Origin of the sequence: Nocardia takedensis NBRC 100417 (genome assembly GCF_000308695.1) — a bacterium.
GTDB classification, from domain to species: Bacteria; Actinomycetota; Actinomycetes; order Mycobacteriales; family Mycobacteriaceae; genus Nocardia; species Nocardia takedensis.
Genome location: NZ_BAGG01000259.1, coordinates 15,217 through 37,449 on the forward strand (window position 1 = coordinate 15,217; position 22,233 = coordinate 37,449).

Here is a 22,233-nt window from a genome sequence, read left to right on the forward strand (position 1 = left end):
GGTCCGGACCGGGAAACGTTAGCGAGACATACGAGATCCGGTCACCGGTTCCGATCACCGCGATTCCGAACGAGGAGCCCGCGGGATCGCCGCGGGCTCCTCGATCCGACCGATCGCGCTCAGCGCGCCGCCACGGCCTCTTCCTCGGTGCGCTCGACCGGTGCGTCGAGGCGGCGGGTGAGGGCCTCGCCTTCGATGTCGAAGGTCGGCACCAAGGGGGACAACCACTTCGGCATCCACCAGATCCGCTCGCCCACGATGAGCATGAACGCGGGCACGATGAGCATGCGCACCAGGAAGGCGTCGGCGAGCACGCCGATCGCGAGGGCGAAGCCGATCGTCTTGAGGATGACGTCGTCGGTGAGGGCGAATCCGGCGAACACGCCGATCATGATGATGGCGGCGGCCACGACGACGCGGGCGCTGTGGGCGAACCCGTCGATCACGGCGCGGCGCGCAGGGGTGCCGTGGGCGAAGGCTTCGCGCATGCGGCTGACCAGGAACACCTCGTAGTCCATCGCGAGTCCGAACAGGATGCCGGTCAACAGGATCGGCAGGATGAACAGCACGGGGCTGGTGGTGTCGAGGCCGATGAGCTGGTTGAGCCAGCCCCACTGGAACACCGCGACGGTCGCGCCGAGGGATACGCCGATGGAGAGCATGAAGCCCAGCGCGGCCTTGAGCGGCACCCACAGCGAGCGGAACACGGCGATGAGCAGGAACACGGCGAGTCCGACCACGACCGCGAGGTAGAGCGGGAACACCGAGGCGAGTTCGTTGGCGATGTCGACGCCCACGGCGGTCTGCCCGGTGACCAGGGCGCGCGCCCCGGTGCGGTCGGGCAGGTCGGCGACGGCGGCGCGGATGTCGGCGACCAGATCCTTGGTGGCCTGATCCGAGGGGCCGGAGCCGGGGAGGACGGTGACGGTGGCGAACCGCACGGTCTCGAGTTGCCGGATGAACGCCTGCTGAGCCTGCGGGCCGGCGCCGGTGACGGCGGGAACGACCGCGGCGATGTCGGAGCCGGGCCGCTGGGCCAGCGCTTGCAGATCGGTGGTGACCTGCTGCACGGCGGCCGCCGGATCGGTGGCTTCGGCGGTGTCGACGACGACCACGAGCGGTCCGTTGGCGCCCGGCCCGAAGTTCTCGGCGATCAGGTCGTAGGCGACGCGGGCGTCGCTGCCCGCGGGCTTGCCCGCGTCGTCGGGCAGGGCGAGTTGCATCGAGGCCACGGGGATCGACGCGATGATCGCGATCGCGATGCCGCCGGCCAGCGCGGCCCATCTGCGGCGGGCGATGCCTTCGACCCAGCGGCGGCCGTGGGTGCGGATCGGCGCGTCGTCGGTCGCCTTCGTCAGGTAGCGGGGCTTGCCCTTCATGACCTTCCGGCCGGCGAAGCCCAGGATGGCGGGCAGCAGCGTGAGGGAGATGAGCACCGCGACGGCGACGGTGAACGCGCCGCCGAGTCCCATCTGGGTGAGGAAGCCGATGCCGCAGACCGCGAGGCCGACCAAGGCGATGATGACGGTGAGGCCGGCGAAGACGACGGCCGAACCGGCGGTCCCGACGGCGCGTCCCGCCGCCTCCTCGAGGGAGCGTCCGGCGCGGACCTCGCTCTGGTAGCGGGACATGATGAACAGCGCGTAGTCGATGCCGACGGCCAGACCCAGCATGGTGCCCAGTGCCGGTGTGGTGGAGGAGAGTTCGACGAAGCCGGTCAAAACGGTGATGGCCAGCATGCCGATGCCGACGCCGACGAGCGCGGTCAGCAGCGGCATGCCCGCGGCGACGAGCGAGCCGAAGGTGACGGCCAGTACCAGCAGCGCGACCGCGACGCCGATCACCTCGGCCAGCGGCATCTCGACCTCGTTGAGCGCGTCACCGCCGATGGCGACGTTCACCCCTGCCTTCTCGGCGGTGTGCGCGGCGTCCTCGAGGGCGGTGCGGTCGGTGTCGGTGAGTTCGTTGGAGGTCTTGGCGTAGCTGACGGTGGCGTAGCCGACGCGGCCGTCGGGCGTGAGGCTGCCCGCGGTGAACGGGTCGGCGACCGAGGCCACGTTCTCGGTGGTCAATCCGCGCAGCGCGGCGGTGACCGCGTCGCGGTAGTCCGATTCGGCGAGGGACCGGCCCGCGGGCACTTCGAAGACCACGCGCGCGGTGGCGCCGTCCGGGGAGGACTGCGGCGCGCGTTCCTCGATCAGGTCGAAGGCCCGGGTCGATTCGATTCCGGAGAGTTCGAATTTGTCGCTGGTCTTGCCCGCCAGCGTCGTCGCGCCGATCGCCAGGGCGGCGAGCAGCACGATCCAGACGGCCGCGACCACCCGGCGATGGACGAACGACCACCGGCCCAGTCGGAACAACTGCCACGCCATGCGCGTCCTCCAAGCACTTATGTGGACCAGGTGGCCCGGTTATGCTCCAGGGTAGAAGTATGCGGACCATGGGGTCCACTTCGGAGAGGCGGATGTGGAGCAACTCACGTCGGAAGCACGGGTCGCCGTCCTGAGACCGGGGCCACAACCAGGCCCTCGTTCCCGACGGCGTCCGGCGGCGGCATGATGGGCGGTATGACGACGAAGTCGCGACCCGAGACGGCGGAGGTCGAACCCGTCGATCCCGGCGAGCGGCCCGGACGCCAACGGCGATGGCGCGCCGACGCCCAACACAACCACCAGCGCGTACTGGCCGCGGCGGTGGAGGTGTTCACCGAACGCGGACTCGAGGCCACCATCGCGCAGGTCGCCGAACGGGCCGGGGTCGGCAAGGCGACCGTCTACCGCAGCTATCCGACCAAGGCCGACCTGGTGCGCGCGCTGGCCCGCCCCTACCTGGACTGGTTCCACGAACTCGGCGCGCTCGCCGCCGAGGCAGCACCCACCGACGCCTACCGCGCGCTCGAGACCCTGCTCGAGCGGATCGCGACCCGACTGGCCGAGGACCGCTTGATGGTGGAGATCCTCGGCGGGGCCGACGACGCCGAGGACGAAAGCCTCGACCACCGACTCGACCACATCCTCGCGCTGGGACGCGCGCAGGGCAGTCTGCGCGAGGACGCCACGGTCACCGACATCTACGTCCTCGTGTCCGGCGTCGGCCGCGCCCTCATCGAACTCGGTGTCCAGGACCCCGAGACCTGGCGTCGTTACGCCCGATTGGCCCTGGCCGCGCTGCGTCCCTGATCGAGAACGCCCCTGATCACGAATCCAGCGGCCGGGCCTCGGCCAGGATCCGGTCGACCGTCTGCCCGACGGTCAGCTCCGAGGTGTCCAGCCACAACCCGAGGCGGGGTGTGGTCTCGCGCAGCACGGCGTCGAGCGCGGCGACGGTGAACGCGCCGTAGGCGGATTTGGCGCGCCCCGCCTCGCGGGCGGCCACGGCCTCGGGTCGCGGCGCGAGCACGACGACGAACAGCGGCCTGGTCCTGATCAGATCGACGGTGTAGGGCAGGAATTCGCCGAGCAGGACGTCCTGCGCGACGGCGGTGAACCCGGCCTCGGCGTAGTCGTCGGCGGTGCGGGCGGTCAGGCGGTGCCGCAGGCGCAGTTGGTCGAGGGCCGCGGCCGTCGGTTCGGTCGACATCTCGACGCGTCCGCCGACCACGGAGCGGCGGAACGCGTCGCCGCGCACGTGGGCCGATCGCGGCAGACGTTCGGCCAGCGCCTGCGCCACGGTGGACTTCCCGGCGGCCTGGATGCCGGTGATCAGGTAGACGGCTGCGGACATCGGGCGATCATGTCAGCTCGCCGCCCGCCTCACCAGCGGATTTCGAGGTGCGGGCCAAGGCGGCGGTGATCTCGCGCGCGACCCGATGGCCGGATTCGACCGCGCCATCGATGTAGCCGGGCCAGCGGGTGGCGGTTTCGGCGCCCGCCCAGTGCAGCCCTCCGACGGGACGCCGCAGCGCGGGACCGAATCGGGTGAGCGCGCCGGGCGTGGTGAACGCGCCGTAGCCGCCGCGACTGTATTCCTCGGCGGCCCAGTCGCGTTCGATGTAGTCGATCGGTTCGGCCGCCCGCGGTCCGAAGTAGCCGACCAGATCCGCCACCACGCGGGCACGACGGTCCTCGGGGGTGAGTCGCGCCGCGACGTCGGCGTGCCTGCCCTCGAGGAAGCCGACGAGGACTCCGGGCGAACCCGCCTCGGGCGTGTTGTCGAACACCGTGCCCAACGGCCGGGTGTCGCTGTTGGCCTGCCCGCTCAGACCCGCTGTGCGCCAGAACGGTTCAGCGTAGACGACATTGACCTTGACGACCCGCCCCATCGGCATCCGTTGCAGGAGTTGGTTCCGGTCGCCGGGCAGTCCGGGCGCGTAGCCGATCCTTGCGGCGAGCGGGGGCGGTACCGCGACCACCGCGCGCCGCGCGCGCACCGTCCGGTCCGCGGCACGGACGAGGACGTCGTCCTCGGACCAGTCGATGTGCGTGACAGCGCTGTTGAGCGCCACCCGCGCGCCGAGCGCCTCGGCCAGCGCCAGCGCGATGACCTGCGTCCCGCCCGCGACCCGATCCTGCTGCGCGCCGTCCGTGACGGTGATCATGGCGTCGACACCGCCCGCCGCGCCGATGTAGTGCGCGGCCCACAGCGCGGACATGTCCGCGGGTTGCGCGGAGAACACCGCCTCGGTGACCAGTCGGAAGAACGCCCGTCCGCCCGAGGTGCGCGCGGTGCGCCGCAACCAGGTCTCGAATGTCTGCGAATCCAAGGCGTCGGCGCGCGCGGCCAGCCACGGATCGGCCCGCGCGACCCGCCGCGCCAACCGGTCCAGCCGCCACTGGGTCTGTCCGACGTCGAGCAGCGTCAGCGGGGGAAGTTTCGGGATGCGACCGGTGTATTCCGTGCGCGCCGTGCGGAACTCGACGATATGCCGCCCGGCCGTGTGGGTCGGGTGGGTGCGCAGACCGAGGTCCTCGATCAGGGCCAGGACCCGATGCTGGGTCGGGCCGACCCACTGGCCGCCGACCTCGATCGGCGTCCCGTCCGGCAGCGCGGCGTTGAGCACCCGGCCGCCCACCCGGTCGCGGGCTTCCAGCACCAGCACCTCGGCGCCGTCGCGCACCAGATCGCGGGCCGCCACCAGGCCCGCGATCCCCGCGCCCACGACGACGACGTCCACCGACTCACCCATACCGCACCTCGACTTCTCCGCGCCAGGTCACCGTCACCGGTCTACCACCGGTGCGCGCGCGACGTCGGCGATACGGCCGAGGTGGATGCGCCGAAATCAGAGTCCGCCGACCCGCGTCAACACCTCCAGGGCGGCGTCGACGGCGCGCCACAGCGCGTCGATCTCGGCGGCCGTGGCCGCGGTGAGCGCGGGGTCCTGCAAGGCCAGTCCGTTGCCGAAGATCAGTACATTCGCGCCGGTGTCCGCCAGGCGCAGCAGATATTCGCTGCCCACACCCGCGCCGAAGACCGCGTCGAGACCTTCGCCGAGGAAGTAGAACCGCCACAGCGGACCCAGGTCGCCGCCGTAGACGTCACGGGTCAGAGCGACGATGAGATCCCCGCTGCGGGCGATCGCGTCCACGATGCGGAAATGGTCGGCGGCGTTGGCCGTGGTGGCGCGCACCGCCGCGACCGAATACGCGAGATCGACCGTCAGATGCGCGTTGTAGCCCGCCATCGCGACCCGCGCGGGCGAGATGTCGCACTGTCGGGTCAGCGCGAAATAGGCGGCCCACGGCGGCGGCGTCGGGGCGCCGGTGAACTCGGCGTGCAGGGTGTCCAGGAATCGCGACAGCAGTTCCAGGCTGATCCGGTGCGCGAACTCCGGGTCGTCGAAGGAGGCCGGGTCGCGCTGCAACGGCATGACCGCCGCCTGTTCCACCGCGTCCAGCCCGATCGCGAACACGCCGCGCCGGTCCCGGTGCTCGACCAGGATCGCGACGATCTGCCGGTGCCGCTCGACCGCCGTCTCCAGACGGTCCAGCGACGACCCCGCCAACGTCGAGGTGTCCGACAGTCGCACGATCGAGGCGATCTCGGCGCTGTCCAGCGGCGTCCCGCACGCCCGGTCCGGGATGTCGGCGCGGGCGGGCGTGACGGACCCGAGCCCGAGTGCCGCCGACAGCACGGCGAGCACCAGCACCACCCGCGAGATCCGCCCCGCGGCGGACCGACGGTCACCCATCCCGCTTGCCCCCGATGTCCGTGCCGTCCAACTCCTCCGGTGATTCCGGTTCGGCGCACCCGGAGGCCGGGACAGACCGTGGTCCTCGGCGAAATCCGGTGCGTCGTAAGGTTCCGCTTCGACCTGCTCGGGTGTTCGCCGGTCCTCGGGTGCCCTCACGGTGTCTCCTCTCCTCTGCTCGGTGCGGTGCGGTGCGGTGCGGTGCGGTGCGGTGCGGTGCGGTGCGGTGCGGTGCGGTGCGGTGCGGTGCGGTGCGGTGCGGTGCGGTGCGGTGCGGCCTTACCCATCGATCGCGATATCACACGACGGCCCGCCGGGCGGGGACCGGACGCGCGACGCGCCGGCGTCAGGCCCGCTCCTCGGCGGCGAGCCGATCGTCGCCGTGGTCCTGAATCCACCGCGCCAACACCGTCATCGGGCCGTCCACCAGACTGCGCCCCAGGTCGGTCAACCCGTATTCGACCCGGGGCGGGGCCTGCGCGTAGCGGCGACGGTCGATCAGGCCGCGGTCGAGCAGGCGCCGCAACGCCTCGGTGAGCGCTTTGTCGCTGACCCCGCCGATGCCTGCGCGCAACGCGTGGCGACGCCGCGGGCCCGCGCGCAACGCGGCCGGCACGACCGGGTCCCAGGTATGTGCGAACAGGTCGGTCGCCGCGCGCAACCGACAGTCCGCGACCAGGTGGTATCCGTTCATCCCGCGATGATCCCTCGTCCGTCGCGCACCGATCGGTGCGTATCGAAGTCCCTACCGTAGCCGTCGAATCGACAACCGACGACACGGAGGAACACGATGCGGATCACGATCCTGGGCACGGGCGCCTTGGCCGCGGCGCTGGGCGGGCGATGGGGTGCGGCCGGCCACATGATCGCCGTCGCCGGACGCTCGCCCGAGAAGGCCGCCGCACTGGCCGCGAGTCTGGGCGGGGAGGTCCGTGCGGTCGGTGAAGCCGGACGCGAGGCCGACGCGGTCCTGCTGGCCGTGTCGTGGACCGGCGTCGAGGACATCCTGCGTGTCGCCGGCGATTCGCTGACCGACACGACCCTGATCGATCCGACCAACGCGGTCGCCCACGGAATCGGTGTCCTCACCACGCCGCCCGACACCTCGGGAGCCCACCGGGTGGCCGCCCTCGCTCCCGGCGCACACGTGGTGAAGGCATTCCACCTCTTCCCCGCCGACCGATGGACCGACCCCGCGAATCCCGCCGTGACGGTGGCGATCTGCGGCGACCATCCGCCGGCGCTGCGCGTCACCGAGACACTGGTCCGCGCCACCGGTTCCGACCCGGTCGTCCTCGGCGGCCTGGCCCGAGCCCGCCAACTCGAGGAAGTCGCGGGCTTCGCGATCGCCCTGGCTTTCGCGGGCATCGACCCGCGCACCGCCCTACCCCCGCCGCGAACCCCGCTTGAACGCGATACCGGTGTCCACCCGGTTGGCGGAGGACCCTCAGAAGTCGGTGTCCCGGGGCCGACGACCGGTGGGCCGGTCCCTGGGACAGGGGATCAGCCTCGGTGGAGCGGGCGACCAGCGGTCGCCTCGCCCTCGAGGAAGCGGGCTGGCTGCGCGAAGCCGGGTTCCCGGCCGTGTGGGTCCCACGCGAATTCGGCGGCGACGGCGCGAGCCTGCGTCAGCTCTACCTGCTGATCGTCGAGCTCGCCGCGGCCGAGTCCAATCTGCCGCACGCGCTGCGGGTGCACCTGCGTTTCGTCGAGGACCGGTGGCGCGAGCGGCACACCGAGCGCGGGCGGGAGTGGCTGCGCTCGACGACTGGGCGGGCTTCGGACAGCGCGCCAGCGCGAGCGGCACCACCATCTTCACCGATGTCGAGGTCGAGTGGCCGCGGGCGCTGTTTCCGCCGCCGGGCGGCACCGCGGGCCATCTGGCCCACTTCCAGCTGACACATCTGGCGACCGTCGCGGGCATCGTGCGTCGGGCCACCGACGACATCGCGGAGTTCGTGCGTCGCCGCCACCGCACCTACCCCGCGGCCAAGGCTGCGGTGGCCGCCGCCGACCCGCTGATCCAGCAAGTCGTCGGACGCAACGACGCCGTCGCCTACACCCTGCGCGCGATCGTCCTCGACGCCGCCGCGTCCTTGGATGTGGCGAGCGAACTGGGCTACGCGTTCCGCCTCACCCCCGAGGGGCCGACGCACGCCGGAGGCCGAGGCCGAGCTCGCCGCGGCGGAACTGAAGGCCGAACTCGACGCATTCCGCGCCCAGTCGGTCGTGCTGAACCTCGGCTTGCAGGCCACCACCGACGCCCTCAAGGTCACGCCGAACTGAACCGCATGGGGTGTCCGGCCGGCTCGGGATGCGTCGGTGCACGGGGTGCCGGAAAGGTCGCCGGGGAGGGGGATCCGTCCGGTCCGGAGAGTCCGTTCCGACCCCCTACCTGGGCGGACGCGGGAAGACGCCGGCAGCGGGTGGCTTCGCGGTGCGACTCTGATGTGGCACCGCGAGACACGGTGCGAGTCCCCCAGGAAAGCTCGAACGAGAAGGATCACCCACATGCTCGACGGATTCACCCAGCTGTTCAACAACCTCTCCCTCTTCGGTGGCGACCTCATCAGCCTCGCGCTCAACATCGGCTGAGTTCGACCACGTCCTCCGGCAGACGAAAGCCCGCATGGTGTTCCTCATCCACCATGCGGGCTTTCTCGTGTCCGGGGTCAGTGCGCGCAGGCCCGCGACAATTCGTCGTCCCACCGCTGCCACTGGTCGTCGAGGTCGGTGCCGCGACTCGCGGCGCAGATCCGGTCGGCCGCCGCGTCGGCGTCGGTGCTCAGCCAGCTCAGGACGGCGTTCTCCCCGCCCGCGCCCAGCATCCCCGTCGGGCTGAAGGCGACCCGCCAGCGGACGGTGCCGCGCGGGGTGAGCGAAGTGCCGATGGCCTGCGGCGCGCGGGGGTCACCGAGTGACCACAGTCGCACCGTCTGGTCGTCGGCTCCGGTGGCCAGCAGGCTGGAGGTGGGGTCGAAGCTGACCGAGCGGATGGTGCTCGAATGCCCGCCGAGCGCGGCCAGTTCCTCGGCGGTGTCACCGGTCAGTCGCAAGACGCGGACGGTCTGGTCGTCGCCGCCGGTCGCCAGCAGGGTTCCGTCGGCACTCGGTGAGAGCGCGTTGACCGAGCCGCGCTGTTCGGCCAGAACCGAGGAGGTGCGCCGGTCGGCGCGCAGATCCCAGGCGTGTACCCGGCGATCGGCCGAGGCCGCGTAGAGCCGCGACCCGTCGGGGGCGAACGCGACGGCGTTGACCCAGCCCCGAGGCCCGGTCAACGCGGGGCGCGCGGTCGGGCGGTCGCGATCGGTCAGATCCCACAGTTGGACGGTGTCGTCGTCGGCGGCGGTCGCCAGCAGTCGCGAATCGGGCGAGAAGGCCAGTTCGTGGGCGTAGCGGGCGTCCGGAACGGACAGCGTCGGCAGCGGTCGCGGCGCGGTCGGCGTGGTCGTGTCGAACAGCAGCACGTCGCCGGTGTCGGCGCGGGTCACCGCGAGGGTGCGGCCGTCGGGCGCCAGGGCGACGTTCTCGATGCGCGTGTCCTCGGTGAGCGGCAGGACCGTGGCCAGCGGTCGCGGCGTCGCCGTGCCTGCATCCCACAGCAGCACCTGACCATCCCAGGAACCGGTCGCCATGAGCGCGCCGGTGGCGTCGTAACTGGGGGCCTGGACCAGTCCGGTGTGTCCGGCGAGGACGGCGGGGGACAGGCTCCACAGTTGCAGGGTGCCTGCCTGCCCTCCGGTCATGACCTGGTCGCCGTCGAGGAAGGCGGCCGTCGCGAGCGCCCCCCGACTGCCGTTCATCGGCTGACCGACGGGCACCGGACCGCGCGGATCGATCACACTCCACAACTTGGCGATGCCGTCCCTGGCGGCGCTGACCAGGGTCCGTCCGTCGGGGGCGAAGGCCAGCGACCAGACGGCGGCGGCGTGGGCCTCCACGGGCGGACCGAACGGGACCGGCGCCGCCCGATCGCGCAGCGACCACAGCCGGAAGGTCTGGTCGTCGCTGCCCGTGGCCAGCGTCGTTCCGTCCGGGCTGAAAGTGACCGCGTGCACGGTCTGCGCCTGACCGGTCAGCGGAGCGCCGAGTTCGCGGGCCGCGTCCGGATCGGTGAGGTCCCACAGGCGCGCGGTGCGATCGTCGCTGCCGCTCGCCAAGGTGTTCCCGTCGGGGGCGAAGGCGACCGTGCGAACCGGTCCGGTGTGGCCGGTGAGGGTCCGCGTCCGGCCGGAGACCAGGTCGTGCAGGCGAACCGTTCCGTCGTCGCCCGCGGTCGCGAGCCACCGGCCGTCGGCGCGCACCGCCACCGCGTAGGCCGCCCCGCGATGGCCGAGATCGATATCGGCCGCGCGCACCGGGTGGGCGGCGTCGGCGACGTCCCAGCGCAGCACCCGTCCCGTCGCGGTGCTCGCGAACAGGGTGCGGCCGTCGGGAGCGAACGCCACCGCCGCGACCCACGACCCGGTGGGCAGCGCCGCGCCCACCGCGACCAATCCCCGGTCGGCGTCGCGTCGCCACAATCGCACCGTGTCGTCGTAGCCGGCGGAGGCCACCAGGCCGGAACTCGAAACGGCCGCGCCGTAGATCGCGCCGTCGTGGGCGGGCACGGTGGCCGCCAGCGGCGCGGACTGCGAGGCCAGCACCAGCCCGCGCGCCCGCGGGTCCTCGGGTCGTTCCCCCTTCGCCACCAGCGCGAGCTGGGCGGATTCGGTCGGGTCGGCGGACTGGTCGTGCTGGGCGGCCGCGACCAGCGCGGCGAACTGCGCGTCGGCGCGCTCGCGTTCGGCGCGCTGACTCTGGCGCATCGACACCACCGCCAGCCCCGTCGTCACCAGCGCCCCGACGACCAGGAACAGCGCGAGCCCACGTTCGGCCAGCGTCCGGCGTCGCCGCGCCGTCTCGGCCGCCGCGAGGAATTCGACGCCCTGCGGCGCGAGCGCGTGCGGGGTGCGCGCCCGCAGATCGCTCGCCACGGCCAATCTGCTGCCCTGGTAGAGCAGTGCTCGATCGCGGCCCGCGGCCAGCCACTCCTCGGCGTCGGTCTGGAGTCGATGCCGCACGATCGCGTCCTCGCGGTCCTCCTCCACCCACTCGGCCAGCCGGGGCCACGCGCCGATCACCGCGTCGTGGGCGAGGGAGGTGCCGTAGACGTCCTGGGTGATGATGCGCGCCTCGGCCAAGGCGTTGAGCACGGTGTGCGCGGACGCGGGGTCCGGACAGCGCCGGATCAGGGTGTCGCGGTCGACGTGTCGTCCGACGGCGGTGCCGTCCGCGACGGGCATCACCAGGTGCAGCAGGATCGTGCGGGCGGTGTCGCGTTCGAGCGGGTCGAAGCTCGCCCACCGCCGCTCGGCGCTGGTCGCGATCGCGCCGCGCACCCCGCCCGCCCGCTCGTAGGCGCGCACGCTCATGACGTTGCCCTCGCGGGACTGCCAGGTACTGCGCAACGCGTGGGCGAGCAGGGGAAAGGTGCCCGCGCGGATGGCCCCGCCGGTTCCCGGACCGCGCACGCCCAGGTCGGCGAGGACGAGTTCGACCAGACCGTCGCCGATCGTCAGCCCCTGTGTGCGGGCGGGTTCGACGATCGCGGCGGTCAGTTCCGCCGCGGTGGGCGGGCCCAGCAGCATCTGGTCGGTCTCGAGCCAGGTCGCCAGCGTCGGATAGCGCGCGGCGGCGGTGTAGAAGTCGGCGCGCAGGGCCGCGACCACCCCCGCGCACCGTCCCGGCTCGGCCGGACCGCGCAGTCCGTCGAGTACCTCGAGATACCTGGTCGTGGATTCGTCGTCGAACGGCGGCAGGAACAGGTCCTCGAGTTGGTCGACGGCGAGGACGAACGGTTTCGTCTCCGAGGCGCGTTCGTCCGCCCACGACGCCAGATCCTCGGCCGCGACCGCCCCCGGCGTCACCAGCAGCACGTCGAACTCGTCGCGGACGCGGGCCGCGAATCCCGCCTGCACCAGCGAGGATTTGCCGACTCCGGAATCGCCGACCAGGATCAGCGGGTGGCCGCCGCTCTTGCCGAAGCGGGTCAGCATCGTCTCGATCTGCTCGTCGCGGCCCGCGAAGTGTTCGGCGTCGCTGATGGTGAGCGCCGCGAGCCCGGGGTAGGGGCAGACCGCCGGTGCGCCGTGCTGGGTGTCCGCGCGTTCCCGCTGCGCGCTCGACCACAACTTGTGCCAGACCGCCATGGAGTACAGCCCCGGGGTCGCGGGCTCGGGCCGGTGCTGCCGCGCGGCGGGGATCAGCACGCTCAGCACGGCCGAGAGCCCGTCGAATTTGGCAGGCACGCTGCGCCCGAGTCGCCAGTCCGAGACGCGCTGTGCGCTGACCTCGCGCCCGCGCGGGTTACGGGCTCGCAACTCGCGGGTCGCGCGCGCGCTGATCGCTTTGAGTGGGGGAGTGCCCGCTGCGGCGTAGAGCAGGTCCAGCCGGTGGGCCAGTTCGGCCCTGGTGGTGGTCACCGCTGCGCTCGCTCCCGTCCGAAACACCCCCGGTCCTGTTCACGTCCGGATCGATGCTACGGATTTGCTGAGAGCTCCGGTATGCCGCACCCGTCACAGTGACGCTCGTCTCTCGGTCGTGATCGAGACGATCGCGACGAGGTTGCCGCCGATGTCTGCGGTCGCGCGGCGTTTTCCTCGACTCCGCGCCGCCCGGAGCTGCGATCGACGCCACATCCGATAACGGCCACATAAAGACAGACCGCGCGGTAGGTTACTCGGTAACGGGCCGCCCCACTGTGATAATTCCGCCTGATGAAGCGTCGCGGGCCGTCGTGTCGGAGCATGGACTCGCACGCCGAATTCCACGCTCTCCGAGCATTTCCCGGAGATATCCGACCGGACGGCATAGTATGGACGCCCCGGGTGACCGCTGGTAGCTGGTGAGGGCCGGATCGGGATTCGTGAGCTTTCCCGATGCGGGTATCGCATGCGCTCACGGGAGGTCGGATGAGTCAGCACCCTTCCCATCGCCGCGTGCGCGCGGCCGGGAGGTCACCCGGGACGGCGCTCGCCTCGGTGCTCGTCGTCGAGGACGACCGGGCCACCGCCGAGATGATCGAGATCGTGCTGGGCGGACAGGGGCTGGCGGTGCACGTGTGTCCGCGCGGTGAACCCGCCGTGGCCATGGCCCAGCGCGTCGAGCCGGTCGTGGCACTGGTCGACCTGCTGCTGCCCGACCTCGGCGGCGCGCACGTCTGCCGCGCGATCCGAGCCAACGCCGCCACCCCGATCGTGACGATGTCGGCGGCCCGCGACCCCGAACTGATCGCGGCCGCCGCGGCCGCGGGCGCCGCCGACCACCTGGTCAAACCGTTCACGATGCAGCAACTCGTCGGCTGCGTGAGCGCCCACCTGCCCGACGCCGCGCTGCCCGGGATGGTGCGCGCGCCGAAACTCGACGCGCGCCCGTCCTCGGCTTCGATCGCCGAATCGATCATCCCGCGACACTGAGCGGTCGCGGCCGGGCTCAGCCGCGCCGCAGCGCCAGAACCGGAATGACGCGCACGCCTTCGGTTTTCGTGGCGTACTCGGCGAAACCGGGGTAGCGGCGGGCCTGCTCGACGTAGACGCGGTCGCGCTCCGCTCCGGTGAGCTCCTCGATCGCGACCGGGTAGCGCTCGGTTCCGCGTTCGATCTCGGCGCGGCCCGCGGCCTTGAGGTTGTGGTACCAGTCGGGGTTGGTCGGCGCGCCCGCCTTGCTGGCGAAGATGTAGACCACGTCGGGATCGGATTCGTCGGCCAGGTACATCAGCGGCGCGAGATGTTCCTGCCCCGACTTGCGACCCCGGTGATGCAACACAACCATCGGCGCCCCCTCGAACTGGCCGCCCACCCGGCCCTCGTTGGCGCGGAACTCCTCGACGATCTTGCTGTTCCAGTCCTGGTATTCGCTCATGGGTCCGATCCTGCCACCCACGTCGGATGATCCGACGAACGCGGGCCGCCCGACTCGGTCGGGCGGCCCGCTTCCCCGGGTACTGAACGACGCCGCCACGTCGTGCAGCATGATCATTCTAGGACGCGGCCGGGCGCGGATTCGGTTGCCGCGCCGGTGAAGTTGAGGGTGGCGGTGGATCGGGTCGGTCCAGTGGACCGCGTCGGGTTTCTCGACGGGCTCGATGTCGAGATGGACCCCAAATCCTCCGGCAGTCCGTGATCGAGGCCGAGTGCTCTGGTCAGATCCCAGCGATGCACCAGCATGTCGGCGAAGTGCACCCCCAGAATCCGCCCCGCCGGCGAGGTCGCGCCGAATTTCGGCACCGCGACCTGCTCGTCGGCGGGACGCCCACGGAACGCCTCGATCCACCGATCGACCACCCGCCCGAAACTCCGTCGCGGATCGCCGTCCAGCGACACCTCGGACCCCGACAGCGGCGCGCTGATCGCCTCGTGCTCGGAATTCATGTGCGCCAACAGGTCCCGAACCCGCCACCCCGCGCACGGCGTCCACCTCCCGAGATCCTCGACGCCCACCGATTCGACCAGCCCCGCCAACTCCCGTAGCGCACGCGCGTCCAACTTGTCCATGTCCACACCGCTCAGACTATACGAACGATCGTTCGTTCTTCTGGACTAGCGGGATCTGCCACGCGCGCCTGACGCCCGAACAGGCCATCCGCGAGTAGGTCGAAAAGGTATGCGCCGACGGCGTTCAGGAGTACATCGTCGACAGACGAACGGCGGCCGATGGCCAAGGCGTACGGGGTGATCTCGACCGCGATCGAGGCCGTGACGGCCACCGCCAGGACGCGGTGCGGACGGCGGAACCAGGGGTGGCGCAACGGGAGCAGGAGTCCGAGGCGGCGAAGACCAGTAGGTTGCCGCCGATCTGTTCGAGGGTGCGGTTCTCGGCGAGCACGTCGGCCAGAGGCATACCCGCCAGTCTCCTCCGGTCCTGCGAAGCCCACGATCGGCTCCACCGACCCCGCACAGGATCTCCGCATTCCGCCGATGGTGCGACGGCTTCAGCGAAGCAGGGCCAAGTGGGCGCGGGGCTGCCAGGACATGGGGCCGGTGGGGAAGTCGAAGCGGATCAGGCGGTGCGGCGGGTCGGCTTCGACGTGGGCGACGGGGCGGGAGGAAACCCGCGATCATCTTCTCGAGGACGGAGTTCAGGCCGGACAGGACGTGGCGGCCCAGCGGCGACCGCGTCGGTGGGCTCGCCCGCGACGACCGTCGGACTCGACTCGCCGGAGTCCGCCGCCGGGATCAGCCCGGCCGCATTCGGGCCGCCTGCTCCAGGCTGAACGAGCGCCCCATCTGCATCGACACCAGGTCGATGCCGAGCGTCTTGGTGACCCGCGCGCCGAGTTCGACGGCCACGCCCATCACGACGGCCGATTCCTCGGCCATCTTGCGGGCGACGAACGCGCCGCGCCTGCCCGGATCGGCCGCCCGCAGCACCGTCAGGTGCACGATACGGCCCATCGCCGCCGAATACACCTGCACCAGGCGCTGTTCGGCGGGCCCCGCATCGATCCGCACGATGTGCGAGTACCGGGCGGCCCCGGGGTCGGCGTGCGCGCCGGACGCCACGCCGGACAGGAACAGGAAGGCGGCGAGCAGTATCCCGCCCGTCCGCCGCGGGTGGTGCGACATCGCGACTCCTCGCGCCGGTGAAACGATTCCGACGCTCAGTCAAGGGCATCGGGTTCCGGCGCAGCGTCGATCCCAGAGATATTGTGGCGGTTGATAATTCGGGGCGGGGAAAGTCGATCCGAATCCCAATCGGGCTCGCCCGACGGCGCGGAGCGGGTGATCAGCGCCGCGTTGAGATACCACCACGACCTGGTGTCGGCGATGTCGAGACCGGTCAACTCGCCCACGCGGCGCAGTCGGTAGTCGATCGTGTTGGGATGCACGCCCATGGCCCGCGCGGCCACCCTGCGGTCGCGTCCCGCCGCGAAGTATTCGCGCAGCGTGCGCAGCAGTTCGGGATGTTCGTCGAGCGGGAGGAGTCTGCGTTGCAGCACGGTGCGCCCGATACCGGGACGGGTGAGTTGGTACTCCATCGCCAGATCGGCGAAACGGTGCAGGCCCGGACCGAGCCCGAGTTGTTCGACGGTGTCGAGCAATTCGTGGGTGTGCCGGGTCGCCGTGGCGATCAGCGCCGTCTCGGTCTCCAGAACCGCGGCCGTCAACGGCACTTGCGCGGCGGCCGACAGATCATCGACCAACGCGTCGGTGTCGGCCTCGGCGAAACGGTCGGCGGGCAGCAGGACGGTGCCGCCGTCGGTCGACAGCAGCGACAGCGCCCGATCGCGCGAGGTGGCGGCCAGCGCCGACTGCACGCGACGCAGTTTGCGCCGGGCCACGACCTGACCGTCGAGACCGGGGCGCTGTTCGTCGGGATGGGCGGGCATCGACACGGCGAGCACCAGGTAGCTCGCGGCCACCGGGATGCCGCTGTCGCGCGCGGCGGCCGAGGTCGGATGTCCGCCCAGCAGCGCGGAGGTCAACGTGTGGACCGCGGTGTGGTGTTCGGCGGCGACACTGCGCAGTTCGCGGACATAGGTCTTGCTGACCGTCGAGGTGAACTGGTTGAGCAGGCGCATCGCGACGGCGATACCGGTGGCGATGTCGAATTCCACGCCGGGATCGGTGCGCGGGAACAGCAGGTCCACGGCGGCCTCGAAGCCGCGGTGGGCGGCGTGCAGGACGGTGTCGATGGGGATGCCGCCGCGCGCCCACCCCGCGGCCGTGGACTCCAGGCGCGCGATCCGCTCGGGCACCGGTTCGCCGCGCAGTTCCCGGATCATCCGGTCCACGCAGGTCCTGGCCAGGTTCGTCAGCTCGGTCGCCGGTTCGCCCGTCGTGGCGGCCGCGCACGGAGCGCCCGACCGCGCGAGATGGGCGAGCACCTCGCGGGCGAGGCGGTGGACCTCGGGCGTCGCCGGCCGGGTGCGCGAGTCGGGCGCGATACTGTCGATCATCACGTGACCTCCTTGTCACCGCCGGGGCCGCGCGGGTGGCTCCGGCTGCGCGGTCGCCGAGGCCGCGGCCCGGACGCTCGTTCTGGAGATCCACGCTAATCCGAGCGGACGCTCACCTTCTACTCCGCTTTCCCGTTCTCGCCGCGTACGACAAATCCGGCATCTACCTGCGAGTTCACCCGGCTGGGTGCGATGAGGGCGATATCGGGAGCGGAAATGAGGAGCGACCGCTCACTTTCCCGGGGCGACGCTCACCGCCGCATCTCGGCGTCGATCCACCGGCCGATCATGCGCGCCGTCATGGCGATCGCCTCCCGGCGTTCGGCACCGTCGACATCCTGCGCGGAGGCGCGCAGCACCGCGGCGAACCCGGTGTTGATGAGGACGAAGGTCATGGTGTCGAACTCGCGGTCGTCGCCCGGCCCGAGCATCTGGATCAGCATGACCTTGACCAGTACGCGCAGGCGCGGCTCGAACTCCGGGAGGCCGCTGCTGTAGAACTGCACACCGGCCACCAGCGCGCGCACCAGCGGGGCCTGCGCCACGAGTTCGACGGTGATCGTGTCCAGCACGCCCGCCATCAGTTGTTCCGGCGACTCCGCCGACGAGTCGAACAGTCGATCGGTAAACCGGCGCTCGATGTTCTCCAACAACCGGCGCAGCAGTTCGTCCACGATGACCGCGCGGTCGGCGAAATACCGGTAGACGGTGCCGATACTCACCTCGGCCTCCGCGGCGATCCGGTTGGTCGAGGTGGCGGCGATTCCGCGCTCCCCGAACAGGCGCGCCGCCGTGTCCAGGATGTGCTCGCGGGTCGCCCGCGCGCGGTCCTGGGTGGGGCGCCGACGCTGTCCGGTCTTCGTGGGCACCCGATTCCTCCTGTCCCGCGGCAGTCGTGCCGACGATACGAGGACCGTCCCGGCCACCGGCCCGCAGGGGATGGGCCCTGGACACTTCATCGGTTCCGGTCGCCCGATTCGGGATGCCTCACAAAAAAACCCGGGCCCGCCACCGTTCGCCCTCGCCGCCCCCGTGACCAGGGGTAGCGTGACCGCCGCACGAGCCAGGGAGGTGCGCACGGTGCGGGATCGAGTCCCCCGGAGTCGCGTCGCGCGCGGCACCGCGCTGGGAATGCTGGTCGCGGGCCAAGCGGTGCGCGGGGCCCGGACGCGCGCCGCCGCCCTCGGCCGACCCGAACGCGCGCGGCAGGCGCTGGCCGAACGCTCCGCCCTGCAAGCCGCCCAGCAACTGGTCACCGTCCTGGGCGGCATGAAGGGCGCCGCGATGAAACTCGGCCAGATGCTGTCGGTCCTCGACATCGACCTGGTCCCCGAATCCCACCGCGAACTGTTCCGGCACAAACTCGCCGAACTGCGCGACCGCGCCCCCCACTTCTCCTTCGCCGCCATGCGCGCGGTCATCGAACAGGACCTCGGGCCGCTGACGGGCGTCTTCGCCGACTTCGACGAGACTCCTGTCGCCGCCGCGTCCATCGGACAGGTCTACCGCGCGCGCCTGCGCGACGGCCGCGTGGTCGCCGTCAAGGTCAAATACCCGGGCGTGGACGAGGCCGTGCACGCCGACATGCGCAACCTCGAACTGTTCGGCAAACTCTGGAAATCCGTGCTGCCCAGCGCCTCGGACTCCGACGTGCTCGGCGAGATCGCCCGCAACATCGGCGCCGAACTCGACTACGTGAGCGAAGCCCGCAACCAGCGTCGCGTCGCGAGTCGCTACCGCGGGCATCCGTTCGTCGTCGTGCCCGACAGCATCCCGGAATTCTGCGGGCCGCACGTCCTGGTCACCGAATTCATCGATGGTTCGCCGTTCGAGGCGCTGCGGTCACTGCCCGACGCCGACCGCGCGCGCGTCGGCGAACTGATCTACCGCTTCTACATCACCTCGCTGTTCACCGACTTCGAGTTCTGCGGCGACCCGCACCCCGGCAACATGCTGCTCGCCGCCGACGGCCGGATCGCCTTCCTCGACTTCGGTCTCTACCACCGGATGGACCCCGCGCACGCCGACTTCGAACGCCGCTGCCTGCTCGCGGCGGGCCAAGGACGCGCCGAGGACCTCTACACCGCCTGGGTCGGGCGCGGGATCATCGACCCGCGCTCCGGTGTCACCGCCGAGGAATGCCTCGACTACGTGTGGGCCGCCGCCGGATGGCACCTGCTCGACGAACCCGTCACCATCACCCCCGAACTCGCCACCAGCGCCGTCGTGCTCGCCGTCGACCCCCGCGCCACCGAATTCGGCGGCGTCCACCGCCAGCGCCTACCCCCCGAACACGTCTTCTCCCGCCGCGCCGACCTGCTCACCTTCGCCGCCCTCGGCCAACTCGCCGTCACCAACAACTGGCACACCCTCGCCACCGAATGGCTCGAACACCGCCCCCCGACCACCGACACAGGCCGAGCCATCGCCACCTGGCAAACCCCCACCCCCACCCCTGACCCTCACTCCGCCAGTTTCTCCAGCGCGCTGCGGGCGACCTTGCGAACCGGGGGATGCCGGTCGTCCACCAACGGCTCGATCAACCGCCGCACCCCGGTCGCCTTCATCTGGACCAGCGCCTTGATCGCCGCCCCGCGTGCGGGGGTGTCCAGATAGCGCACCGCCAGATCGCGCGATTCGTCCGTCTTGACCTTGCCGAGATACCCGACCAGCGGGATCACCGCCGTCCCGTCCTTCGGCAGGTCGCCCATGAGCCGGGCGATGGGCGCGAAGTCCTTCGGTCCGGCGATCATCTTCAACGCCTCGGCCGCCCACGTCCGGACATACTCGGGAACGGGCGGGTTCCTGTCGAACTGGGCGAGCAGCGCCTCGATCGCCCGCTGATCGCCGCGAGCGGCCGGGTCGATGAGATTGCGGATCAACCCCATCCTGATGGTGGCGCGATGCTCGGTCTCGGAACCGGGAATCCGGTCGTCCAGTTCGGTCAGCCAGTCGACGAACACGGGAATGCCCGGCGGAATCGTGCGCGGCCCGTTCGCCAGATCATCCAGCGTGTAACACGGCACACCGACCGCCGCCAACTCCTCCATGATCCGCCGATCGAACCCGCGCTCACCATCCCGGTATCGAGCCGGCAGCTCCGCCATCCACGCCGTACCCCCACCCTCACTACCGTGCGGCATCCGCGCATACGAGATCGTCATATCGGTGACCCGTCGTCCAGTTCCATCCTGATCAGTTGTATTTGACCCGTCTCGATCATGCCCGCGATATCGGGGTCGTTGATCTGGGTTCGATGATCCACGATCAAGGTATAGGTGTAACCGTTGTCCCTGGCCCACTGCTCCTGGATCAGGAGTTGTCGCTTGTTGTCGACGATATCGTTGGTGTTCTTGACCTCGGTGAGCTGGCGGTTCGTCGTATCGATCCGGTCCGGGTCGGAGAAGAGGGCGTTTCCGTCACGATCGATGATGGAGATCCGGCGCTTGGTGACCGACGGATCTATGCCTGCCCTGGCTTCGCCGTCTTCGCCGGCCTTCTTGTTCTGCGTGATGTCGCGGCCGCCGATGTAGCGAGTGCTGCGGGGAGTGCGGCCGAGAATGGACTGTAGATCCGCGGTCTGTGTGGTGACCATGTCGTAGATGCCTTCGTTCGACGCTACTGTCGCCGTGACGGTGGCTTCGATGTCGCCCAGGCGCGCCGAGATCGCCGCGGCGTACTCCGTCTTGTTCGTCGCGATGAGGGCATCGATCGCGGCTTGGGCGCCGTCACCGGCAGGAAGTCGCTCGGCAGCGGCCTTGTCGGCCTCGTACGAAGCGAGCAGGACCCACAGCAGGTTCAACGACGTCCGGCAGTCCTTCTTCGCCGATTCGGCGGTGGTCGCGACGCTCTCGCACGCGATTCCCAGATAGGTAGCCGCGTCGGAGTACGCCTGCATCGCCCGACACAGCGCGGCCGTGTCGGAGACGTATTCGGCGAGGATCGGATCTTGGCTGCGCGCCTCGTCCGGAAACAACTCTCGGACGGATCGGTAGACCTGGTTCGCGTGGTCTTCCGAGATCGCCCCCATCGTCTTCAGCAGCACCCCCGCCTCGGTGATCCTCGCTTCGTCGCAGTCGGCCCACTTCCTGGTCACCTGCGGGGCGACCAGATCCCAGTGGTCGGGATCGCCGCCGGTGCCACCCACCGACAATTGAGTGGGACGCAGACTGATGGTCAGCGTCGTACCTGTCGGCGGGGTTGGTATCGGATCCGGTGCTCCCGAGTGCGAACCGTTCTCCGCGTGTACCAGATTCTGGCCGGCCGTGTGGATCTGTAGACCCAGGGCGTTCGCGGCCATCGCCGCGAGCGAACCGGCCTCGAACAGATCGACCGCCGACTGGTCGAAGCTTTTCGCCCACTGCGGTCCGCCGTAGGGATACAGGCCCGCCGAGCGCGCGACGTCGAGGTGCTGTTGCACGTGTCGGAGGAAACCTTCTATCACCGTACTGATCTCGATCAATCCCGCGCCGACCTGGAAGTAGGTCTCGGCGTTCACCGTCGTCATCGTTCGCGGCCTCTCACGCCCGCATCAGCCGGTTGGCCTCCTCGGCCTCCAGATAGTTGGTTCGGGCCGTCGCGATCTGATCGCGGACCGCGCGTAACTCCGTGACCAGCGCGTCGGTCTTCGTGATCCACAGTGAATGTCTGTCGGAGAAGGAGTCCGCGGTGGCCCCCGCGAACTGGCTCAGCAAGTTGGCGCCGACCGAACCGATCTGCGCGCCGTGGTCGGTGATCGAGGCTATCGCGGCGTCGAGCAGTTCGATGAAGACTCGCATGGCTTCGAGGTCGTAGGAGCGTACGGTCACGGCAGGTCGAGACTGCATTCGGCGCTCGTGATCCGGCTTGCCCTGGTCTCGTCCTGGGTTGCGAAGCTGTCGGCGGCGGTGGCGAGACCCGAAGCCAGCGAGGTCAATTCCGCTATATGCGCGGTGACCCGCGGAGCCAGTTCTTCCCAGACCGCAGCCACATGGTCGGCGGCGCGTCCGTTCCAGACCTCGCGCAACTTGGAATGCTCGAATCGAATGCCGGCCAGAAGATCGTCGAGGAGCACTCGATGCGTGTGGAGTACGGCCGCACCCTGACGCAGAACCGCCGGATCGACTTGTAAGCTCATATCCACCCCGTACTCCCCCAACAGCGTGAGCCTAGCCATTGGCGGGCA

Annotated in this window: 20 protein-coding genes and 1 pseudogene; 5 read left to right on the forward strand and 16 right to left on the reverse strand. The window is 70.6% G+C overall.

All coding sequences use genetic code 11. The features are described from left to right. Positions 1–119 precede the first annotated feature (119 nt). Positions 120–2,372, reverse strand: a complete 2,253-nt coding sequence (locus ON30_RS32125; RefSeq protein ID WP_040713734.1) for an MMPL family transporter — start codon at positions 2,370–2,372, stop codon at positions 120–122. 195 nt (positions 2,373–2,567) lie between these two features. Between ON30_RS32125 and ON30_RS32130 the strand changes: the two genes are divergently transcribed. After that, positions 2,568–3,179, forward strand: coding sequence for a TetR/AcrR family transcriptional regulator (locus ON30_RS32130; RefSeq protein ID WP_063719994.1), 612 nt, complete (start codon positions 2,568–2,570; stop codon positions 3,177–3,179). Positions 3,180–3,195: 16 nt separating this feature from the next. Here the strand turns inward: ON30_RS32130 and ON30_RS32135 are convergent, their stop codons facing one another. The 4 genes from ON30_RS32135 to ON30_RS32150 form a co-directional block, all read right to left on the reverse strand. Further along, the gene (locus ON30_RS32135) at positions 3,196–3,723 is read right to left on the reverse strand and encodes an AAA family ATPase (protein WP_040713736.1); all 528 of its coding nucleotides are present in this window, start codon (positions 3,721–3,723) and stop codon (positions 3,196–3,198) included. Positions 3,724–3,730: 7 nt separating this feature from the next. Continuing rightward, complete coding sequence (locus ON30_RS32140; RefSeq protein WP_040713739.1) at positions 3,731–5,125, reverse strand: flavin monoamine oxidase family protein; 1,395 nt, start codon at positions 5,123–5,125, stop codon at positions 3,731–3,733. Between the two features lie 96 nt (positions 5,126–5,221). Then, the gene (locus ON30_RS32145; protein ID WP_051030290.1) at positions 5,222–6,130 is read right to left on the reverse strand and encodes a DUF5995 family protein; all 909 of its coding nucleotides are present in this window, start codon (positions 6,128–6,130) and stop codon (positions 5,222–5,224) included. Between the two features lie 346 nt (positions 6,131–6,476). Beyond that, complete coding sequence (locus tag ON30_RS32150) at positions 6,477–6,824, reverse strand: winged helix-turn-helix transcriptional regulator (protein ID WP_051030291.1); 348 nt, start codon at positions 6,822–6,824, stop codon at positions 6,477–6,479. 96 nt (positions 6,825–6,920) lie between these two features. Here ON30_RS32150 and ON30_RS32155 point away from each other — a divergent pair, with 96 nt between their 5' ends. Then, a complete protein-coding gene (locus ON30_RS32155; protein WP_063719990.1) occupies positions 6,921–7,775 on the forward strand; it encodes an NADPH-dependent F420 reductase in 855 nt (284 codons plus the stop codon). A 455-nt stretch (positions 7,776–8,230) separates the two neighbouring features. Continuing rightward, entirely contained in the window at positions 8,231–8,416 is a 186-nt protein-coding gene (locus tag ON30_RS32160) for a hypothetical protein (protein WP_040713745.1), read from the forward strand. 386 nt (positions 8,417–8,802) lie between these two features. On the opposite strand, the gene ON30_RS32165 is transcribed toward ON30_RS32160, so the two are convergent. Next, a complete protein-coding gene (locus ON30_RS32165; RefSeq protein ID WP_051030292.1) occupies positions 8,803–12,594 on the reverse strand; it encodes an nSTAND1 domain-containing NTPase in 3,792 nt (1,263 codons plus the stop codon). 489 nt (positions 12,595–13,083) lie between these two features. Between ON30_RS32165 and ON30_RS32170 the strand changes: the two genes are divergently transcribed. Continuing rightward, positions 13,084–13,587 carry a response regulator gene (locus ON30_RS32170; protein ID WP_157184020.1) on the forward strand — a complete coding sequence of 168 codons (504 nt, stop codon included), beginning with the start codon at positions 13,084–13,086 and terminating at the stop codon, positions 13,585–13,587. A gap of 16 nt (positions 13,588–13,603) precedes the next feature. Here ON30_RS32170 and ON30_RS32175 read toward each other — a convergent pair whose 3' ends face one another. The 6 genes from ON30_RS32175 to ON30_RS32195 form a co-directional block, all read right to left on the reverse strand. Next, positions 13,604–14,032 carry a nitroreductase/quinone reductase family protein gene (locus ON30_RS32175; protein WP_040713821.1) on the reverse strand — a complete coding sequence of 143 codons (429 nt, stop codon included), beginning with the start codon at positions 14,030–14,032 and terminating at the stop codon, positions 13,604–13,606. 113 nt (positions 14,033–14,145) lie between these two features. Next, positions 14,146–14,664: a maleylpyruvate isomerase family mycothiol-dependent enzyme gene (locus ON30_RS32180; protein WP_051030294.1), complete on the reverse strand. Its 519-nt coding sequence runs from the start codon at positions 14,662–14,664 to the stop codon at positions 14,146–14,148. A gap of 11 nt (positions 14,665–14,675) precedes the next feature. Then, on the reverse strand, positions 14,676–15,080 hold the full coding sequence (locus tag ON30_RS42455; RefSeq protein ID WP_373282668.1) for a VanZ family protein: 405 nt from the start codon (positions 15,078–15,080) through the stop codon (positions 14,676–14,678). A 265-nt stretch (positions 15,081–15,345) separates the two neighbouring features. Continuing rightward, positions 15,346–15,735, reverse strand: a complete 390-nt coding sequence (locus ON30_RS32185) for a hypothetical protein (RefSeq protein WP_040713749.1) — start codon at positions 15,733–15,735, stop codon at positions 15,346–15,348. 35 nt (positions 15,736–15,770) lie between these two features. Then, the gene (locus tag ON30_RS32190) at positions 15,771–17,069 is read right to left on the reverse strand and encodes a PucR family transcriptional regulator (protein WP_063719991.1); all 1,299 of its coding nucleotides are present in this window, start codon (positions 17,067–17,069) and stop codon (positions 15,771–15,773) included. A gap of 251 nt (positions 17,070–17,320) precedes the next feature. Next, positions 17,321–17,938: a TetR/AcrR family transcriptional regulator gene (locus ON30_RS32195; protein ID WP_040713751.1), complete on the reverse strand. Its 618-nt coding sequence runs from the start codon at positions 17,936–17,938 to the stop codon at positions 17,321–17,323. A gap of 262 nt (positions 17,939–18,200) precedes the next feature. Between ON30_RS32195 and ON30_RS32200 the strand changes: the two are divergent. After that, positions 18,201–19,508, forward strand: a pseudogene (locus tag ON30_RS32200) (ABC1 kinase family protein); the annotation flags it as partial. 23 nt (positions 19,509–19,531) lie between these two features. Here the strand turns inward: ON30_RS32200 and ON30_RS38630 are convergent. From ON30_RS38630 to ON30_RS38245, 4 genes are read right to left on the reverse strand one after another with little or no spacing between them, the layout of a single operon-like run. After that, positions 19,532–20,176, reverse strand: coding sequence for a HEAT repeat domain-containing protein (locus ON30_RS38630; RefSeq protein ID WP_085999448.1), 645 nt, complete (start codon positions 20,174–20,176; stop codon positions 19,532–19,534). Positions 20,177–20,229: 53 nt separating this feature from the next. Continuing rightward, positions 20,230–21,576 carry a putative toxin gene (locus tag ON30_RS32205; RefSeq protein WP_040713761.1) on the reverse strand — a complete coding sequence of 449 codons (1,347 nt, stop codon included), beginning with the start codon at positions 21,574–21,576 and terminating at the stop codon, positions 20,230–20,232. Between the two features lie 13 nt (positions 21,577–21,589). Then, positions 21,590–21,877, reverse strand: coding sequence for a WXG100 family type VII secretion target (locus ON30_RS32210; RefSeq protein ID WP_040713764.1), 288 nt, complete (start codon positions 21,875–21,877; stop codon positions 21,590–21,592). Continuing rightward, complete coding sequence (locus ON30_RS38245) at positions 21,874–22,206, reverse strand: WXG100 family type VII secretion target (protein ID WP_157184022.1); 333 nt, start codon at positions 22,204–22,206, stop codon at positions 21,874–21,876. The genes ON30_RS32210 and ON30_RS38245 overlap by 4 nt, the downstream gene beginning before the upstream one ends. Positions 22,207–22,233 lie beyond the last annotated feature (27 nt).

Excerpts from the sequence above, each read along its gene's own strand:
- ON30_RS32125 (WP_040713734.1), bottom strand. The coding sequence starts at position 2,372 with ATGGCGTGGCAGTTGTTCCGACTGGGCCGGTGGTCGTTCGTCCATCGC.
- ON30_RS32130 (WP_063719994.1), top strand. The coding sequence starts at position 2,568 with ATGACGACGAAGTCGCGACCCGAGACGGCGGAGGTCGAACCCGTCGAT.
- ON30_RS32135 (WP_040713736.1), bottom strand. The coding sequence starts at position 3,723 with ATGTCCGCAGCCGTCTACCTGATCACCGGCATCCAGGCCGCCGGGAAG.
- ON30_RS32140 (WP_040713739.1), bottom strand. The coding sequence starts at position 5,125 with ATGGGTGAGTCGGTGGACGTCGTCGTCGTGGGCGCGGGGATCGCGGGC.
- ON30_RS32145 (WP_051030290.1), bottom strand. The coding sequence starts at position 6,130 with ATGGGTGACCGTCGGTCCGCCGCGGGGCGGATCTCGCGGGTGGTGCTG.
- ON30_RS32150 (WP_051030291.1), bottom strand. The coding sequence starts at position 6,824 with ATGAACGGATACCACCTGGTCGCGGACTGTCGGTTGCGCGCGGCGACC.
- ON30_RS32155 (WP_063719990.1), top strand. The coding sequence starts at position 6,921 with ATGCGGATCACGATCCTGGGCACGGGCGCCTTGGCCGCGGCGCTGGGC.
- ON30_RS32160 (WP_040713745.1), top strand. The coding sequence starts at position 8,231 with ATGTGGCGAGCGAACTGGGCTACGCGTTCCGCCTCACCCCCGAGGGGC.
- ON30_RS32170 (WP_157184020.1), top strand. The coding sequence starts at position 13,084 with ATGAGTCAGCACCCTTCCCATCGCCGCGTGCGCGCGGCCGGGAGGTCA.
- ON30_RS32175 (WP_040713821.1), bottom strand. The coding sequence starts at position 14,032 with ATGAGCGAATACCAGGACTGGAACAGCAAGATCGTCGAGGAGTTCCGC.
- ON30_RS32180 (WP_051030294.1), bottom strand. The coding sequence starts at position 14,664 with ATGGACAAGTTGGACGCGCGTGCGCTACGGGAGTTGGCGGGGCTGGTC.
- ON30_RS42455 (WP_373282668.1), bottom strand. The coding sequence starts at position 15,080 with ATGCGGAGATCCTGTGCGGGGTCGGTGGAGCCGATCGTGGGCTTCGCA.
- ON30_RS32185 (WP_040713749.1), bottom strand. The coding sequence starts at position 15,735 with ATGTCGCACCACCCGCGGCGGACGGGCGGGATACTGCTCGCCGCCTTC.
- ON30_RS32190 (WP_063719991.1), bottom strand. The coding sequence starts at position 17,069 with ATGATCGACAGTATCGCGCCCGACTCGCGCACCCGGCCGGCGACGCCC.
- ON30_RS38630 (WP_085999448.1), bottom strand. The coding sequence starts at position 20,176 with ATGGCGGAGCTGCCGGCTCGATACCGGGATGGTGAGCGCGGGTTCGAT.
- ON30_RS32205 (WP_040713761.1), bottom strand. The coding sequence starts at position 21,576 with ATGACGACGGTGAACGCCGAGACCTACTTCCAGGTCGGCGCGGGATTG.